Origin of the sequence: Limnovirga soli, from assembly GCF_013106755.1 — a bacterium.
Taxonomy (GTDB): domain Bacteria; phylum Bacteroidota; class Bacteroidia; order Chitinophagales; family Chitinophagaceae; genus Limnovirga; species Limnovirga soli.
Window position 1 is genome coordinate 321,851 of record NZ_WHPF01000003.1, and the last position, 16,760, is coordinate 338,610.

At 39.3% G+C, this 16,760-nt stretch carries 10 protein-coding genes; 6 read left to right on the forward strand and 4 right to left on the reverse strand.

The window, feature by feature from the left end; translation table 11 throughout:
• Positions 1 to 173: 173 nt before the first annotated feature.
• The 3 genes from GD597_RS05255 to GD597_RS05265 all read right to left on the reverse strand — a co-directional run bounded on the left by GD597_RS05255 (position 174) and on the right by GD597_RS05265 (position 6,670).
• Positions 174 to 1,880 carry a RagB/SusD family nutrient uptake outer membrane protein gene (locus GD597_RS05255; RefSeq protein ID WP_171606770.1) on the reverse strand — a complete coding sequence of 569 codons (1,707 nt, stop codon included), beginning with the start codon at positions 1,878 to 1,880 and terminating at the stop codon, positions 174 to 176.
• A 20-nt stretch (positions 1,881 to 1,900) separates the two neighbouring features.
• Positions 1,901 to 5,107: a SusC/RagA family TonB-linked outer membrane protein gene (locus GD597_RS05260; RefSeq protein ID WP_216368512.1), complete on the reverse strand. Its 3,207-nt coding sequence runs from the start codon at positions 5,105 to 5,107 to the stop codon at positions 1,901 to 1,903.
• Positions 5,108 to 5,338: 231 nt separating this feature from the next.
• A complete protein-coding gene (locus GD597_RS05265) occupies positions 5,339 to 6,670 on the reverse strand; it encodes a sugar porter family MFS transporter (RefSeq protein WP_171606771.1) in 1,332 nt (443 codons plus the stop codon).
• A gap of 307 nt (positions 6,671 to 6,977) precedes the next feature.
• Here GD597_RS05265 and GD597_RS05270 point away from each other — a divergent pair, with 307 nt between their 5' ends.
• Positions 6,978 to 9,755: a hybrid sensor histidine kinase/response regulator transcription factor gene (locus GD597_RS05270; protein WP_171606772.1), complete on the forward strand. Its 2,778-nt coding sequence runs from the start codon at positions 6,978 to 6,980 to the stop codon at positions 9,753 to 9,755.
• Positions 9,756 to 9,894: 139 nt separating this feature from the next.
• On the opposite strand, the gene GD597_RS05275 is transcribed toward GD597_RS05270, so the two are convergent.
• Complete coding sequence (locus GD597_RS05275) at positions 9,895 to 10,929, reverse strand: sialidase family protein (protein ID WP_171606773.1); 1,035 nt, start codon at positions 10,927 to 10,929, stop codon at positions 9,895 to 9,897.
• Between the two features lie 593 nt (positions 10,930 to 11,522).
• Between GD597_RS05275 and GD597_RS05280 the strand changes: the two genes are divergently transcribed.
• The 5 genes from GD597_RS05280 (at position 11,523) to GD597_RS05300 (ending at position 16,711) form a co-directional block, all read left to right on the forward strand.
• Positions 11,523 to 12,224, forward strand: coding sequence for an orotidine 5'-phosphate decarboxylase / HUMPS family protein (locus GD597_RS05280; RefSeq protein ID WP_171606774.1), 702 nt, complete (start codon positions 11,523 to 11,525; stop codon positions 12,222 to 12,224).
• Between the two features lie 228 nt (positions 12,225 to 12,452).
• The gene (locus GD597_RS05285; protein WP_171606775.1) at positions 12,453 to 13,487 is read left to right on the forward strand and encodes a zinc-binding dehydrogenase; all 1,035 of its coding nucleotides are present in this window, start codon (positions 12,453 to 12,455) and stop codon (positions 13,485 to 13,487) included.
• A 1-nt stretch (position 13,488) separates the two neighbouring features.
• Entirely contained in the window at positions 13,489 to 14,289 is an 801-nt protein-coding gene (locus tag GD597_RS05290; RefSeq protein ID WP_171606776.1) for an SDR family NAD(P)-dependent oxidoreductase, read from the forward strand.
• A 12-nt stretch (positions 14,290 to 14,301) separates the two neighbouring features.
• Positions 14,302 to 15,192, forward strand: a complete 891-nt coding sequence (locus GD597_RS05295; RefSeq protein ID WP_171606777.1) for a sugar phosphate isomerase/epimerase family protein — start codon at positions 14,302 to 14,304, stop codon at positions 15,190 to 15,192.
• Between the two features lie 253 nt (positions 15,193 to 15,445).
• Entirely contained in the window at positions 15,446 to 16,711 is a 1,266-nt protein-coding gene (locus tag GD597_RS05300) for a Gfo/Idh/MocA family protein (RefSeq protein ID WP_171606778.1), read from the forward strand.
• Positions 16,712 to 16,760: the final 49 nt, after the last annotated feature.

A 16,760-nucleotide genomic window follows, 5' to 3' on the forward strand; every position in this document is an offset into this window, starting at 1 on the left:
ATGTGCATCAAGACAGAAGGACAGGAAATAAGGAAAGACAGAAATAAATCGTAATTTACTTCTTTCTGACTTTCAATCTCCTGACTTTCTGATTTTTATTCTTCATCATTATGTTTCAGCGCATAAGCAATGATAGTAAAAGTGTTTAAGGGCTAAACCTTTGAACAAAAATATCAATACCCTGGATTTTGTTTATATAATCCGTTGGTAAAAGTTATCTCGGATTGTGGTATGGGAAGATACTCATCTCTGCCTGCAGTAAACTTTGCTGTTGCTAAAAACGTCCTCCTGTTTTTTTCAACGTTTATATAGGCATTCAAAGTTGGCTCGGCAATTCCCCATCTTACCAGATCAAAAAAGCGAGGGCCTTCGGTAGCAAACTCTAGGCGTCTTTCCCACTGCAAAGCTTTTCGTGCATAATCCTGAGTCCATCCTTCAGCGGGATATTCTTTGCAACTATAATTAGAAGCAAAAGTGCCATCAAGTTTTTTCAATCTTCCAGTACTTGCGGCAGCCCGGTTCCTTACTTGGTTTATCAATGGCCTTGCAAGGTCCTGCTGGCCTAATTCAATATATGCTTCTGCTTGCATCAATAAAATATCATCATACCGTAGCACATCGTAATTTTTGGCTGTACCCATAAATGGCCCGAGCTTAAAATAGGAGGAGCTAGTTGCCAGTTGTTGGTAACGCATGGTATGAAAATTACCATATACACCAGGGTCACGTACCCAGCTGTTGCTAAAAGGCAACGCAGGATTGTATTTATAGGGGTGTCCGTCAATACCTACTGTATGGTCGAGACGGGGATCAACTGTTGCAGTATTTAAATCAGCAATAATATTGTTGAATGTTTCAAAATTTGGTAAACCATTTGCATCTGTAGTAAACGCATTAACTAAGTTTTGGCTTGCTGCATGAAAACCGCAGCAACCGTATTGCGGTGCACCATGTGGATAATTTAAACCATCCTCAAAGCTCATTCTGCCAGCTGTAGTACCGTCATTGATGGTAAACTGAATAGCAAAAATTGACTCAGGCCCATTCTCGGTTTCAGGTAAAAAATCATCAGCAATATCGCTGCTTAAAGAATATTTACCAGATGCAATAACTGACTGAGTTAATGTTACAACTTCCTGCAATCTTGATTGATTGATTGAAGTTACCTGATGTTGGTCATTTTGCTCATAAGCCTGGTATAATCTTAATTTGGCAAGATAAGCTTCTGCGGCAAATTTATTGGCCCTCCCTAGGGCGTCTTGGGTTTCTGGTAAATTATCTATTGCGAATTGAAAATCAGCTGCAATTTTATTCCAGGATTCTTCATTGCTTAATTCATTTGAAGTTGCTAGTATATCTGCATCTGTTGCATTTTCATCAAAAATGGGAATGTTTTTGTAGAGCAGCTTCATCGTAAAATAACTGTGCGCTCTTAGAAATCTTAACTCTGCCAGCCTTGTTGTTTTTTGTGGAAAAGTTGTTTCATCAAGTGTATTTACTGCACGTAAGGCAACATTGGCTCTTGATATAGATTTAAAAAGGTTTTGCCATGAACGTGTAACAAATGCGCCCATTGTTGGTGTTACTAAATTGTAATGTTCCAGTGCATCAACTTCGCCTACATCACCTGTACCTCCACCGCCTTTATAGGCGTCATCCGAACGAACACTGCCATAAGCCCAATTGCTGTAAATTGGCCCAATCATATCGCCATTCCCAATAGCAGCATACGCAGCAGTAACCAGACCTTCAATGGCAGTAGGCGAACCTAAATCTGAAGATGAGAGTACACCTGTAGGTGTATAATCCAAAGCCTTTTTACACGAACTAAAAAACAAAAGGCTAGACGTAATAAATGCAGTTATAATTAATTTTTTCATTTTGTTTTTATTTTTAAATTTTAAAAAGACGCATTAATACCCAACGTAAATGTTTTGGGTATCGGCACAGGATCGAGATCTATTCTTTCTGGATCGGGGCTTAGATAGCTCTTGCTCTTGAACCAGAATAAATTTTCGGCCATTGCAAAAAAATGTAATCTTGAAAACACAGCCTTTGGAGTTAGATTATACCCAAGTTGTATGTTGCGCATTTTAAAATATGATGTACTAACTATAAAATAATCAGAAGTACGTCCTTCGCTATTGTTGTCCTTAAGTGTAAGTGCAGGTACATTGGTATTTGTGTTGGTGGGGGTCCAGCCATTAAATACACCGGGTCCTACATTTTCCCTGCTTTTCATCAGATTGTTGAATAGTGTGTATACATCAAAACCTTTTCTTCCTGCCACTCCTGAACCAAATAATGACATATCAAATTTTTTGTATGTAAAATCCACTCTTAAACCGTACTCCATTTTAGGTAGTGTAGTACCTATCCATGTTCTGTCTAAGTCATTTATTGCGCCATCGTTATTTATATCTACATAACGAATTCTTCCGGGACCTGCGCCTATTTGTGTTGGAGCTTTATCTACTTCGGCCTGAGATTGGAAAAGACCATTTGTTTTATAACCGAAAATGTCAAATTGAGAATGGCCTATAATTGTATTTACCAGGTTGCCTGCATAGGCAGGGCGTACATTTTCAGGTAACTCGGTTATTTGATCTCTAAAATGGGCGAAATTTAGTTTCACATCATAATGAAAATCTCCCGATTTCTCACCTTGATAGCCAATTACAAACTCCCAGCCTTTATTGCTTTTTGATGCACCATTCACTGTTTTTGATTGTCCTTCTCCCAATGCAGATGCAACAGGTGGTGTAATTAATATGCCCGTAGTTTTTCTCGTGAAATAATCGAATGATCCGTAAAGCTTATTTTTTAAAATGGAAAAATCAAGACCTGCATTTATTTCATCGGTAGTTTCCCATTTAAGCGCAGAGTTAGCTGCCTGTGTTTGAACAAAACCTGATGGAAGTGTACCCGTGTTAGTACCTGATAATGAATAAGCAGTACCAATATTCATATACTGTTCCCAAAAACCTCCCTGAAGTTGCGCAAGGGTAGTTCCATATCTCGTATCAAACAAACCAAAACGTGCCAGATCGCCAATCTGTTGGTTACCTACACGGCCAATGCCTGCCCTTAGTTTTAATTCAGAGAAAAAATTATTCTTCTGCATAAAATTTTCTTTGTCTATTCTCCAACCTGCGGAGGCAGCAGGAAATATACCATACTGGTTATCGGCTCCAAAACGGGAAGAACCATCCCGGCGAACAGTAACAGCAGCTAAATATTTATCAGCATAATTATAATCAATACGCCCAAATTGTGAAAATAATCTATTACCTGTAGAACCACCAGTAACCGTTGTGTTACCGGTACCTGCGTTTAGTGTAAAGTAATCTTCTGTTTGAAGTGCATAGCCTTCTTTCTTGGTTGTGCCAAAATCCAGATCGGTTTTAATGTATTCTGTACCAACCAAAAATTTAAAACTGTTATTATCATTCAGCTTTAAATTGTAGCGTAGTGTATTAGAAAAAGTAGCGCTTAAATAATGGTTCTGATCAAAGAAAAGGCTGTTGGTGGTGCGGCTTAATGCGCCCTCTGTAAAAGTGGGTGTAATAATTTTATTCAAATACCTCGCATCATCCGCACCAATATTTGATTTGAAAAATAAATTTTTGATGGGTTGTATTTCCACGAAAATATTACCGAAAGAACTCAGCCGGTTTGCATTGTTCCATTTGGCTAAATCTTGCATGTGTAAAGGATTATTCCTGTCAGAATAACCAGCACCTAGTTCCCCTGCATACGAAATGCCATCCTTCTGGTAAACAGGAATGGTGGGTGCAAGGGTAACAGCCAAAAATGTTGTAGCAGCGCCGCCAATATCGCGGGCAGTTAATGTTTCATTAGAGTTAGCTACGTTAAGATTAAGCCCAAATATTACTTTGTTGTTAAACGATCTTGTAACTGCATTAATACTTCCGCTTACTCGATTATACCCTGTGAATCTTAGCATACCTGTATTATGCAGATAAGCCAAGTTCATTTGTACCGATGAATTTTTGTTACCTGCAGAAATGGTTAAATTATTGTTTGTTACATAACCTGTTTTATAAATTACACTTTGCCAGTCAGTATTACCAGCAGGCGTATTTGGGTCGCCGCCAACAAAAGGTTTAACTGTTACTGAATTTAATACAGGGTTTGCATAATCATTGTTCCAGTCGAAACCGTAAATTTCGCCATAGCCTGCGGCAGGGTCCTGCCCGTCATTCACTGATGCCTGCCATAGCGCTTTACCTCTGTCAAGTGAATTAAGCATTTTGAAACGCATTGATTTTTCTGACTGACTTGAAATGCTATTATTAAACTGGAAATCTACCTTGCCGTTGGTATTGCCGCCATTTTTTGTAGTAACAATAATAACACCGTTTGAGGCACGGGCACCATAAATGGATTCTGCAGAAGCATCTTTCAATACTTGGATTGAAGCTATGGTAGCAGGGTTTAAATTTTGAAAAACTTCTGGTCTTGTTGTTGGAATGCCATCAATAATATAAAGTGGGTCGTTGTTGCCCAGTGTATTGGCACCACGAATCAATATCCTGCTATTTGAACCATTTGGCGAACCATCTTTTTCAATATACAAACCAGCAACTCTGCCCTGTAATGCCTGCATAGTATTTCCTGAGCTATTGTTTTTTACAGGGGCCATATCTACCACCGCAATTGCACCAGTTAAATCCTGTTTTCTTTGGCTTGTATATCCGGTAACAACAATTTGGTTCAGGTCATTTGCAGCAGCTTCTAGTTCCACCTCAATGCTACCTGAAGCATTGGTAACTTTTACGTTTGCAGGTTTCATACCAACAAATGAAAATTGAAGCACATCGCCAATGTCGGCGTTCAATGCAAAGGCACCGGCACTATCCGTACTAACTTTGTCTTTTTTAGACTGGATTGTTACACCTGCCAGCGGTATACGGGAACTTTTTTCAACGACTGTACCAGTCACTTTTTTTTGCTGGGCAAATACTGCCAGTGAGAGCAGTATCAGAGCAGTAATCATTAGCATTTTTCGCATACGATTAAATTTTAGTTTGGTTTTATAGTTAGAAATATTTGCTTTGATTGTAGTGATTTCATTTTTATTCATTAGCGTGCTTTTATTGTTTAAAAATTGAGTGATGAATTCCTGAATGGTTATTAGCTAGGCTGCATTGCTACAATTGACCGTTTCTTACGTCTCACTATTGTACACCTTGAATTTTACGCTGCGGTTGCCCAATAATCTGGACGTACAAGAGTGCGACGCAAGAGGCGATGCCATGAAAACAAAATGCCTGCTTCATATTTTTGTATTTATAATTTTTTTTGTTTTTAATTATCAGTGCAACAGCATCGCCGTTTCAATTTGTTCTAAGGATTGCCCCTTTGTTTCGGGCATCATTTTCCAAACAAAAAGCAGTTGCAAAACCATCATTAATGCAAAAAATAAAAAGGTTGTTCCGCCTCCAAGCTTTTCTGTAAGTGTTGGGAAAATAAAAGCAATGCCTGCGGCCATAATCCAATGGGTAACGCTACCCAGGGTTTGACCTTTTGCACGAACCTGATTAGGAAAGATTTCTGATATAAAAACCCAAATAACTGCTCCTTGTGAGAATGCGAAAAATGCCATAAAAATTATCAGGGAAATGATAATGGTATACCCGCCAAAATCTTCTGTAAAAAATGCCCAAGAAACCAGACTTAAAGAAAGTATTAAACCAATTGAACCGATGAACATTAAGTTGCGGCGGCCTACCTTATCTATAAACCTGATGGCGAGGAGTGTAAAAATAAAATTGACTAAGCCGATACCTGCAGTGGATAATAGCGAAGAGCTTTCGCCAAGGCCGGTCATTTCGAAAATACGGGGTGCATAATAAATGATAGCGTTTATACCTGATACCTGGTTGAAGATGGCAAATAAAACGGCCAGAATGATGGGGAAATTATATTTCTTTTGAAACAGAGGCTCTTTTACATGCTTTTCTGCATCGTGCTCGTGGCCCGCCATAATGGAATCGAAATCTTTTTCGTAGGTGGTGGGATTAATAATTTGCAATGTTTTTTTAGCTGTTTCAAAATCGCCTTTATGAAGGATAAGCCACCGTGGGGTTTCGGGAACAAGTCTTATAAGTATAAGAAAGGCGATAGATGGAAAAGCCTGTACCCCCAGCATCCACCGCCATGATGTTTCGGTGGATGCACCAATAAGGTAATTAGAGAAATAGGAAATTAGAATACCAAAAACTACATTAAATTGAAAAAGGGCAACAAGCCTGCCACGTGAGTCTGCCGGCGAAATCTCTGATATATATATAGGTGCAGTTACGGATGATGCTCCTACACCCAAGCCGCCTAAGAAGCGAAAGAAAAGAAATAAATACCAGTTTTGTGAAAGTGCAGTACCTGAGGATGCCACCAAATAAAATATGGCTACAAAAAATAAAGTTTGCTTTCGGCCAATTGCATCAGAGGGGATGCTGCCAAACATGGCACCTATAATAGTGCCTATTAGTGCAATGGAAATAGTTAAGCCATGCTGAAAGGAATTGAGTTGCCAATATTGCTGAATGGATTTTTCGGCACCTGATATTACAGCAGTGTCGAAGCCAAATAGAAAGCCACCCATTGCAACGGTAAGTGACCAGAGAATTACTTTTCTTTTGTTCATATAGCAGGCGTTTGAGGTTGAAAAGTAGACTTTGCTGTAAAAAAATTATTTCAATTCGGCATCAAAATCTTTTAAATCTGTACATAGAGGATGATTGTTATTTTGTGTTGATTATCAACTGGTTAATATTTCAAATGGAATTTTTTTTAAAAGGCGTTTTCGAATTTGTAACATGGAATTTCAATCCTGTTTCAATTTTGAAAATCTTTGAGTTTGTTCTTTGGCCCAAGTGTGGAAGAAATTGATTTTTTATTACTTTACTAGGACTACCTTTAAATAATTGCCATTATAGTTTCATTAATAGTATATGAAAAAAGCTTTTTTTTATTTGAGATTTTTAAGGCTTGTCGGATTGCTGTTTGCTATATTTTTTTTGCTTAGTGCCATATCCTGTACCAGTGAGAAAAAGGAAAAGTTGTTCAGAGTAGGCTTTTCACAATGCCAGGGTACAGACGAATGGAGAAAAACCATGTTGGCAGAAATGAAAAGAGAACTTGCCTTTCATGATAATGTTGAGTTTATATACCGGGATGCAGAGGCCAACAGTAAAAAGCAACTGGAGCAAATAGACGAACTGGTAAACCTGAATATTGACCTTTTAATTGTATCGCCTAATGAAATCCAGCCGTTGTCTTCCAGTATTGAAAAAATATTCGACTCCGGCATACCTGTGGTTTTGGTAGACAGGGGAATCAATTCAAAAAAATATACCGCTTTTATAGGAGCCTCTAATTATGAAGTGGGTCAAAATGCAGGCAGGTATGCGGTATCTATATTAAATGGAAAAGGTAATGTAATTGAAGTGATGGGTCTATCTGATGCATCACCTTTTATAGATAGGCATAAGGGATTTATGGATATAATTTCGCAGCAACCTGGTATCAATTATCTGGAAAAACTGGAAGACCACACTGTCGATTATCAAAAGAAATTAGCCCACACTTTACTAACTGAAAAGAAGATTGACCTGATTTTTGCTCAGAGTGATTACATTGCTTTAGACGTGTATAAAATATGTAAACAAACAGGCGTTGATAAAAAAATAAAGATCATAGGTGTTGATGGCCTTCCGCTGGATAGTTTAGGAATGGGTATGGTAGCTAATAAGTTTCTGGCCGCCACTGTTTTGTATCCTACAGGCGGACAGGAAGCCATTATAACAGCGCTGAAAATATTAGAGCATAAACCTTATAAAAAAGAGAATCTGTTAGCCACCAGCATTATTGATTCCACGAATGTAAGGATCATGAGACTTCAAAACGACAAGTTATCAGCACTTCAAAAAGATATTGACAGAAGTCAGAAAAAAATTGAAAACCAGGCTATTATTACAAATAATCAAACCAATATTATTTACGCCATCTCAGTTTCACTTGCGCTGGCATTATTAATGGGTTCTATATTGTTTTATTACCTCCGGGAAAATAGGAAGATAAACGCAAGGCTGGCTTTACAAAATGAGGAAATACTAAGCCAGCGTGACCAGCTGATAGTTTTAGGAAATAAAGCAAAAGAAGCTTCTGAAGCCAAAATAAATTTCTTTACCAATATCTCTCACGAATTTAGAACACCGCTAACACTAATACTTGGCCCACTGGAAGAGTTGTTAAGTAATCCCAAATTACATTTTACCACCAGGGAATATTTAAACCTAATACAGAAAAATACCATTAGGCTTTTAAGGTTAATCAATGAATTAATAGACTTTAGAAAAATTGAAGTAAACAAAATGCAGCTTAATGCTTCTGAAAATGACATGGTATCTTTTGTGCCTGAAATTACAGGTGCTTTTATCGCATTGGCAAAAAAAAGAAATATTGATTTTAGAATAATTACAAAAGAACGCAGCATTCTGGTATGGTTTGACAAGTTGATGATGGATAAAGTAATATTTAATCTTCTTTCCAATGCGTTTAAATTCACCAATGATAATGGGTATATCCATATTACACTTGAGAAAAATGTTTCCGATGGAATGGCCATTCTGAAAGTGGAGGATAATGGGATTGGAATGTCGCAAGAGGTAGCAGCGCATGCATTTGAATTATTTTATCAAGCCAGTATTACCAATCAGCAGGGCAGTGGATTAGGCCTTTCACTTTCCAAGGAATTAATTGGGTTACACCATGGGGAGCTTTCTGTTACCAGTAAGCAATATAAAGGCACTTGCTTTGAAATAAAACTGCCACTTGGTACAAAGCATTTGAAGGACGATGAAATATTAAAGGAAAAATTGGCAGGTGAAGTAATGTATTACGACGAAAGAATTTATACCAGTGAGACTGATAAAACAAATTTTTCAAGTGAAGAGAAAAGCTCTGATGACGATACTCTTGAACATTCTGTTCTGATAATTGAGGACAATACAGACCTGAGAAATTTTCTGGCAAACAGGCTTTCAACGGGTTATCAGGTGCTTATGGCAGATAATGGTATTACGGCATTGCAGGAGGCATATGATAACGTGCCTGATCTAATCATTTCTGATGTGATTTTACCCGGAAAGGATGGCATTTCTATTACTAATACCATAAAAAATGACATAAGAACATCGCACATTCCTATTATTTTATTAACAGCTAAAATTGAGGTGGAGGAACAAATTGAAGGCATGAAAAGTATGGCAGATGCTTATATTTTAAAGCCATTTAATATTCAGCTTTTAGAGGAAACTATTAAGAGCGTAATGAAAAACCGCGATTTGCTTAGAGAACATTATACAAGTGAAATTTCATCAGAAATTAAAACGCAGAACCCTAGAAAATTGGATAGAAAATTTATCAATGAATTTACTTCCACTATAGAATCGAATATTGGGAACGAAAATTTTACCATAGATGAAATTTGTAACATTATCGGTGTATCTCGAATTCAATTATATAGAAAGGTAAAAGCTTTACTGGGTTATAATGTGAATGATTTTATTTTAAATACCCGTATACAAAAAGCAAAATACTACTTAAACGAAGGAAAATTATCTATCTCAGAAATTGCCTATAAAGTTGGTTTTGCTTCCCCTGCCTATTTTTCTACTGTTTTTAAATCTAAATGTGGGATGACGCCTAAAGAATTTCGTGAAAAATAAATTGTACATATTTCACTTTTATCATGAAAGTTTCAATTTGCTTTTAGCATTTTGCCAACAGCCCAAGTCTATTCTTTCGCACAAGTGTGCGACGCAAGTAAAGCTGCACTGTATTAATTTGTTTGGCTAATAAAAGGTATTATTGTTTTTTACCAAAATGGCCATTGGCAATATCTTTTTTTGTTCCCATCCAAAAGGCAATATTTTTTCGTTGCCAGGTATAGGTAAGCGCTACCGTGTCGCCAAAATTTATAATGGCGGGGTAAGAAAATTCATCATCGCCCTTGCCGTTTTCAATGTTTAATTGTTGTGGCCAGGTTTTACCATTATCGTACGAAATGGCCAGCAGCAAAGGGGCTCTGTCGCCATCGTTTTTGTTATCGGGGTTATAGGCCAGCACCAACATATTGCCAGCCAGTTGTGTTAAATCTATACCACTATTTGGATTGGGTAAGGTTGTTTTATACACCGGAGCCCAGGTGTAGCCATAATCCTTTGAGTCGCTGCGACAAATACAACCCTCGCTGCTACGCAATAGCATATGTATTTGGCCGGGTGCAGACTCCCAAAGCGTTGGCTGAATCAATTCTTTGTTTAGCAAGCTGGTATCGCCAATAGGCAAGTAGGGCGTGGCGGTCCAGGTTTTACCGCTATCTATACTGCGGTCAACAAAAACATGGTAGCCATTTGCCTCATGTGAGGCACCTGCCAGCCAGCTGCCATCCGATAATATGATGGGTTTGTCTTTTACCGGCCCACGGCCACCTTTATCGCCTTTTACAAACTCATTGGCCACCGACCATGTAGTACCATCATCGGTAGAGGTTTGCACCCAGGTTTCCCAACTGTCTATTTCTTTGCCAACTTTAAAAAATAAAAATATTTTCCCTGTTGGCGATTGAAACAATACCGGGTTCCAATGGGCATCATTATTAATTTTTGCTACTTCACGGGGGGCTTCCCATTGTCCATTTACCCTTCGAGAAAACCAAATTCCCACATCGTCGTTTTTTTCCTCTGTACCACCAAACCACGCCGATAAAAACATGCCATTCTTTAGGTGCAGCAAGGATGATGCATGACATTGTTTAAAACTATGGTTATTGCTAAAAACAAATTCTTTTATTGGTAAATTACCTGAATTTTTTGCCAAATCTTTTTTATCTGTGGGCATGTGGCAGGCTGTTATAAAAAATAGCAGCCATACCGGTAAATGCGCATTAATTTTTACCATGTCGGTTGGTTTATTTTAAAAAAATAAAAGGCAATATTTCATTGTAGCCCGGCTATGGTTTTCAATTTAGCTGTACTTGCGTCGCACACTTGTGCGTTCAAGCCTGTCAGGGGCTTTTAACAGCCTGGAATGATATACACTAAAATTAAAGGTTCCGGAGGCAATTGTAAGAAATGTATACTCATTGTTATTATAATTTTTTTTATAGCTGAAAGCAAAACAAAAAATTCCTTCTTGCAGGTGCAGGTAACCTGAAATATTTCTCATCCTAAAATTGTACACATTTCTAAAAGAACAGAGAATTAAATTATGGCAAATACTTTTATTGAGAATCATTAAAACTTCAGAAATGTAGGTGATTTATTTAAAGAAAAAGCAAATTTGGTAGTTTGCCTTCTGTTATGAATAATAATTGACTACATCGGTTTATGGTATAAAATTTTTATTTTTCCTCTGTGCTAATCTTATATCTTTAAATGCGTAAACGCCCGCTTCTTCTAACGATAAAAAGCATTTTTTAACTGCTGTAGAATATGAAACCTATTGTTCAAATCTCACTCGATCTTACCAATATTGATGAAGCTTTAGCAACGGCAGCCATGGCGATGCGGGCCGGTGTAGATTGGCTGGAAGCCGGTACACCATTAATTCTGGCCGAAGGCCTTCGCGGGGTTAGATTGTTAAGGGAAGCATTTCCCGGTGTGCCCATAGTGGCAGATCTTAAAACCATGGATGGCGGTTATCTGGAAGCAGAAATGATGGCAAAAGCAGGTGCTACCCATGTGGTTGTAATGGCCCGTGCCCATGAGGAAACGATAAAATGTGTGGTAAATGCCGGCCGTGATTTTGGTGTAAAAGTGATGGGCGATAATCTTGGTTGCGAGGATATGGTGGCCGCCGCCAAATGGCTGGAAGACCTGGGTTGCGATTATGTAATTCATCATATTGGCTACGATGAACGCAGGGGGATTGCCGCACGTGGCATGCGAATGCCAAGTCCATTAGATCAGCTGCGGGATGTAGTAAATGCAGTACATATTCCTGTGCAGGCAGTTGGCGGTTTGTCTTTAGAACAAGCTATTCAGTGCCCAGCATTTGGTGCACCACTGGTAGTATTGGGTGCGCCACTTACTATTGATGCAGATGCTTTTAAAACTGCTGATGGAAACCTGGAAGATTCGCTGCGGTTAATTTGTAATGCTATACACGCATATGGCGATGTTGGGGCTGTTTAAAGTTGAATATATAATCTGAAAGTACAAGTGTGCGACGCAAGTACAGCTGAATACTTGTTCTGTTGCTCGGTTCAAAAAATGCTTTTTACCATTAGTAGTTTGCAGGCAATATTGATTCCAGTAATTGATAATTTTAGCATCAACGTTGCGTAGCAAGCCGCTCATCGAATGGAATAATTTTGAGATTTGCTTTACTTATAATTCTTTTATCTGTTTCAATATATCTATATGTCAGTAACAAAACATGCAGCCGTAATCAATTATTCTTCTGTAAAAGGCTCAGTAGAAATTAGAGAAATTGAAAAACCAGCAATTGGCGAAGAAGATGTGTTACTTGAAGTAGTCAATGTAGGCGTTTGTGGCAGCGACCTGCATCAATGGACGGCAGATCATAGCTGGCAGGTAAATTACCCCGTTGTGCTTGGCCATGAATTTGGAGGCCATATTGTTGAATTGGGTAGCCGTGTTGGCAACTGGAAATTGGGCGATAGGGTAGTGAGTGAAACTGCTGCCGTAATAAATGCCAACAGCCCATTAACCAGAACCGGATTATATAATCTTGACCCCGATAGAAAGGGCTTTGGCTATGGCGTAAATGGTGCTATGACAAAATATGTAAAAGTGCCTGCCCGGTGCCTGCACCTGGTACCTGATGCGCTACCATTTGAGCAAGCATGCCTTACCGAACCTTGTTGTGTGGCTTATAATGCAGTGGTAAATAATTCGCATATAAAACCCGGCGACAGGGTTGTTGTAATTGGTCCGGGTACCATTGGCATTTTATGCGCTGCAGTAGCAAAACTTTGTGGCGCACAGGTAGCTGTTACCGGTTTGGAAGCAGACAGGCATAGATTGAATATTGCCAAACAATATGGTTGCGAACCCATTATTGGCGACGCTTCTGAATGGGCCAAACGTACTGATGGTTTAGGTGCTGATTTGGTAATTGATGCAGCCGGATCCAGCTTTACTTTAAAATTAGCATTAGACCTGGTAAGGCCAAATGGCCGTATTACAAAAGTTGGCTGGGGGCCGCAACCGCTGGGCTTTTCGCTTGATCCGCTGGTGCAAAAAAATGTTACGTTGCAAGGCAGCTTTAGCCATAACTGGCCAATATGGGAACGGGTAATTGCTTTACTGGCCAGCGGGCAATTGGATGTGCGGCCCATTATTGGTGGGGTATGGCCTATTACCGAATGGCACGAAGCATTTGAAAAAATGCATAAAGGTGAAGTGGTAAAAAGTGTTCTAAAACCTGTTTAATATGCGTTTACAAAATAAAGTTATCATAGTAACCGGTAGTACCACCGGCATTGGTAAAGCCATTGCATTACGTTGCGCTGCAGAAGGTGCCAGCATAGTACTACACGGACTGGAAGAAAACTGGGGTAAAGAAGTACTTACAAGTATTGGCAATAAAAATGCAGTATTGCAAATAGAAGATATTAGCGCCGAAGGTGCTCCGGAAAGACTGGTAGAGTTGGCCATAAAAGCCTTTGGCAAATTAGATGCAGTAGTAAATAATGCTGCGATTGTAGCTTCGTCAAATATTCATACCACCGATAAGGCTTTTCTGCAAAGGCTTTTAGCAGTAAATACTATTGCGCCATTTAGTTTAATAAAAGCTGCCTTACCTTACTTGTCAGAAAAGCATGGCTGTGTATTAAATATAGGATCAGTAAATGCATATAGCGGCGAACCAAATTTGTTTGCTTATAGTGTGTCAAAAGGTGCATTAATGACAATGACGAGGAACCTGGGTGATACCTTGTTTCGTGAAAATGGTGTTAGGGTAAACCAGATTAACCCGGGTTGGGTACTTACCGAAACAGAAATACAACGCAAAAAAGACCATGGACTGGCGGCAGACTGGTACAAGGATTTACCTGCTGTTTATGCACCTGCAGGCAGAATATTGCAACCCGCAGAAATTGCTGCTGCAGCCGTGTATTGGCTGGCTGATGAGTGTGGCCCAATTAGCGGTCAGGTAGTAGATTTGGAGCAACATCCATTTATTGGCCGCAATCCGCCAAAAGACACAAGCACTATTAAAGGCTCCAAATAATACAATTAAATTATGCCAAAACTTGCTGCATTTCCCAAAGCATTTATGCAGGCGCTTTGTAAAGATGGTACTATGCTGGTAGAAGAATGGATTGCCCTGGCCGTTAAACTGGATATTGAAGGGTTAGAGTGGTATGCAGGCTTTTTACAAATGGCCGATGAGCGCAACTGGAAAACCTTTCGAAGTATGGTAGAAGATTATGGAAAAACAATTCCTATGATGTGTTGCTCGCCAGATTTTACGCATCCTGACAAAGCTTTTCGTGCAAAGGAAATTGAAAAGGAAAAGCAGTGGATTGATATGACCTATGCCCTGGGTGGCAGTTATTGCCGGGTGCTTTCCGGACAAAAAAGGCCGGCCCTTTCTATTGAAGAGGGTGTAAAACTGGCGGCAGATTGTATTTACGAATGCCTGACCTATGCGCAGGATAGAAATATTACACTCATACTAGAAAATCACTATAAAGATGATTTTTGGGAATACCCCGAATTTGCCCAAAAGGCAGATGTGTTTTGCAAACTGGTAGAAAGTATAGATCATCCCAATTTTGGGATTAATTACGATCCCAGTAATACCTATTTGGCCGGCGAAGATCCGGTGGAACTGCTACAGCGTGTTGCTAAAAGGGTAGTAACCATGCATGCAAGCGATCGCTATTTAAAAGAAGGAACCATTGAGGATTTACGCAGGGAAGAAGGCGGCGCTGCCGGTTATGCCAAACGCCTAAGCCATGGCGAAATTGGTAAAGGACTAAATAATTATGATGCTATTTTTACCGAATTAAAAAGCGTAGGTTTTGATAGTTGGATAAGTATAGAAGATGGGGTAGATGGTATGGATCAGTTAGAAAGAAGTGTACAATTTCTGCGCAATAAAATGGCCATTTACTGGCCGAAAAATTAGCAATATTTTGAGCCCTGCTGTAGTTTATGCAAGGGGCTTTACTTGCGTCGCACACTGGTGCGTTTAGCGCATTATGCAGCAATAAGGCATTGGTGTTAAAGCATAGCTGCAGCATGGATAGCCTCTCAGAAAACGCCTATTTGGTTTCCGGCCCTGCACCTTGCAAACTATTTTTGATTAGTTGCCTGCTTTGAAATAATTTGTTGTTCTAACGACATCAATTTCCTTTCCATCATCATCAAACCTGTACATTATGCAACGTAGATCTTTTCTTAAATCCACTGCTGCTATTTCGGTATTTAGTATTATAAAACCTCATTTGGTATTTGGTTCTACTGTAAATTCAGCCGTAAGATTAGGTGTTATTGGCTGTGGCAACAGGGGCACTGCCGTAATTAGTTCTATGTCGGCCAATACCAACACCAATATTGTGGCTATTGCAGATTTGTTTACCGATAAATTGCTTACAGCAGAAAATAATTATACCCAGCTAAATGCGGCCAAAAATTTTGCACCCATCAAAAAAACAAGTATTTATAAAGGTTCTAAAGCCTATATGCGTTTACTGGAAAATAAAGAAGTAGATGCGGTACTTATTTCTTCGCCGGCCTATAGCCATGTGGGTTTTCTTGAAGCCGCCGCTGCAGCAGGAAAACATATTTATTGCGAAAAACCGGTTGCTACAGATGTGGATGGTATTCGCCGTGTAATTGAAGCTGGTGAGCAGATTAACGGAAAACAAAGTGTAGTAATTGGTTTTCAAATAAGGCATGCCAGCGCTTACCGCGAAATGATAAACCGTGTTCAACGTGGTGATATTGGGGAAATACTTACTGTGCAGTTGTATTATTTTTCATCCGGTGCTTCTATAATTGATGTGAAGAATGGATCTTATGACGAATTCCGTATACGCAATCATTATTATTTCAGGGCCTTGTCTGGCGATTCTTTGTTAGACCAGGGCATACATATGCTGGATGTTTGTAACTGGGCGTTAAAATCGCATCCCCTGCATGCCATTGGCCGTGGCAATAGTAATGGCAGGTTGCCTGTTGGAGATACTTTTAGCAATTTCCAGGTTATTTACGAGTATCCGCAAAATGTAAATGTTACCATCCATACAACAAAGGTAGGTCCCAGCTTTGGCGATGTTTGTTGCAAGTTTATTGGCACCAAAGGCAGTGCGGAAGCGCATTATAGCGGCGGCGTATTTATTATTGGTGATAATAAATGGGATTCAGGTATTGCCAGAAGCGAAAGTGATTTAACCCCGCAACAGCAGGCAGCAGGTGTATTTTCTTCTTCCCTGCACGATGCGGATGCCAATAAGGAAATTGCCTTTATTCAAAGCATAGAAACGGGTAAATACCTTAACGAAACCCGGTCTGGCGCCGAGTCTACCATGACAGCTTTATTGGGCAGGGAAGTAGCCACTTCAGAAAGAGCCATGACATGGGAAGAAGTCTATTTCTCCAACGAAAAACTGGATCCCAAATTAAACCTGTCTCAATTTGATTAAGCATTTTAAAAGATAGCAATATGATTTTTTTTGAGCCAGGCAATTGAAT